The organism is Actinomyces sp. oral taxon 849 str. F0330 (genome assembly GCF_000239715.1).
In the GTDB taxonomy this organism is placed as follows: domain Bacteria; phylum Actinomycetota; class Actinomycetes; order Actinomycetales; family Actinomycetaceae; genus Actinomyces; species Actinomyces johnsonii.
The window spans coordinates 1-1,713 of the sequence record NZ_JH470380.1; the positions used below are offsets into that span (position 1 = coordinate 1).

1 pseudogene is annotated in these 1,713 nt (G+C 63.3%); it reads right to left on the reverse strand.

Annotated elements, in window-relative coordinates:
* Nucleotides 1-394: 394 nt before the first annotated feature.
* Nucleotides 395-1,612 (reverse strand): annotated as a pseudogene (locus tag HMPREF0975_RS15275) (IS256 family transposase).
* Nucleotides 1,613-1,713 lie beyond the last annotated feature (101 nt).

Here is a 1,713-nt window from a genome sequence, read left to right on the forward strand (position 1 = left end):
ACCTCACCGCCGCGACCCCCTGACCCCCCAAGCCGAAGACATCCTCACCACCCTCAACATCCCAACAGGGCACTAAAAACTGTGCAACTCAGGTTTGATGGTGGCAGTCCTTTGTCTTTGTCGCGTTCTTGGGCTCGTTTGTCCACGGGTGTCGTAGATCGCCAGCTTTCGCCAGCTCAGGTCACCGCCTTATCGGAGGGGAAGTGGCCGCGGTTCCTTGGTGATCTTTGCGCAGCTGGTAGCTCGCAGTCTCGATGCTGTTGGTGGAGGGGGTACCTCCCGCGAAGTGGGGGAGAGATGACACGCCTGAGCATCGGCCGGTGAGTCCAGGAAGAGGGGTGAACCGCGGTCAAGTCTCTTGATGTGGTGTAGAGGTCTTCGTGGAGTGTGGTCGTTAGGTGGTGAGAGAGGGGGTGTTGGGTAGGTTCCGGCTGCGGTTGAGAACGTCGAGGCTGAGGTAGCGGCGTCCTTCGGTCCACTCATCGGTCTGCTCTGCTAGGACGGCGCCAACCAGGCGGATAATGGCGTCCCTGTTGGGGAAGATCCCTACTGAGTCGGTGCGGCGACGGATCTCTCTGTTGAGGCGTTCTTGGGGGTTGTTGGACCAGATCTGTCTCCATACCTCGACAGGGAAGGCGGCGGTAGGCCAGCAGGTCGGCTCGTGCGGCTTCGAGGTGGTCGGCAGTCTCGGGCAGGATCGTGTGGACATAGTCCAGGAGGCGGTCGAACTGAGCCTCGACGGCTGCTGCGTCGGGCTGGTCGTAGACCGAGTGGAGCATGGCCTTGACAGCGGGCCACAGACTCTTGGGAACCACTGTCATCAGGTTAGCGGCGTAGTGGGTGCGACAGCGCTGCCAGGTCGCTCCGGGCAGGTTCGCGGCGATAGCCTCAACCAGGCCCGTGTGGGCGTCAGAGGTGACAAGCCGTACCCCCGTAAGTCCCCGGGCCACCAGGTCGGCGAGCAGCCCGTTCCAGGCCGCCGAGCTCTCGGTGGTGGCTACCCGCAGTCCTAAGACCTCGCGATGTCCATCAGCGTTGACCCCGGTAGCGGTCAGGACCACCGCGCTGACCACACGACCACCTTCGCGGACCTGTCAATGTCAGGGCATCGGCCGCCACGAAGGTGAATGGGCCTGCATCGCCCAGGGGCCGGTTGCGGAAGGAGGCGACCTGCTCGTCGAGCTCAGCCGCCATACGTGAGACCTGTGACTCCGGGCAGCGAGCTGATGCCCAAAGTACCTATCAGCTTGTCCATGCGCCGCGTGGACACCCCGGCCAGGTAGGCGTCGGCAACCACTGTGATCAGTGCGGACTCGGCCCGTTTACGGCGTTCAAGCAGCCAGTCGGGGAAGTACGAGCCAGTGCGCAGCTTGGGGACGGCCACGTCAATCGTGCCGACCCGGGTGTCCAGGTCCCGGTGCCGATAGCCATTGCGCTGAACCCGGCGCTCAGGGCTGGCCTGACCGTACTCGGCACCGCACACCGCATCAGCCTCGGCGCTCAGCAGGGAGTTGATCACCGTCTGCAGCAGGCTACGCATCAGGTCTGGCGAGGCCTGAGAAAGAGCCTCGCCAAGAAGACGCTCAGGGTCGACAATATGAGGAGCGGTCATCGTGATGACTCCGTTCGAGTGGGTTGTAGGAGATTCCTCGAAGGATCACACGGTGACCGCGCTGCCACCAACAGCAGCCCAACCACCGCGCTACACCACAC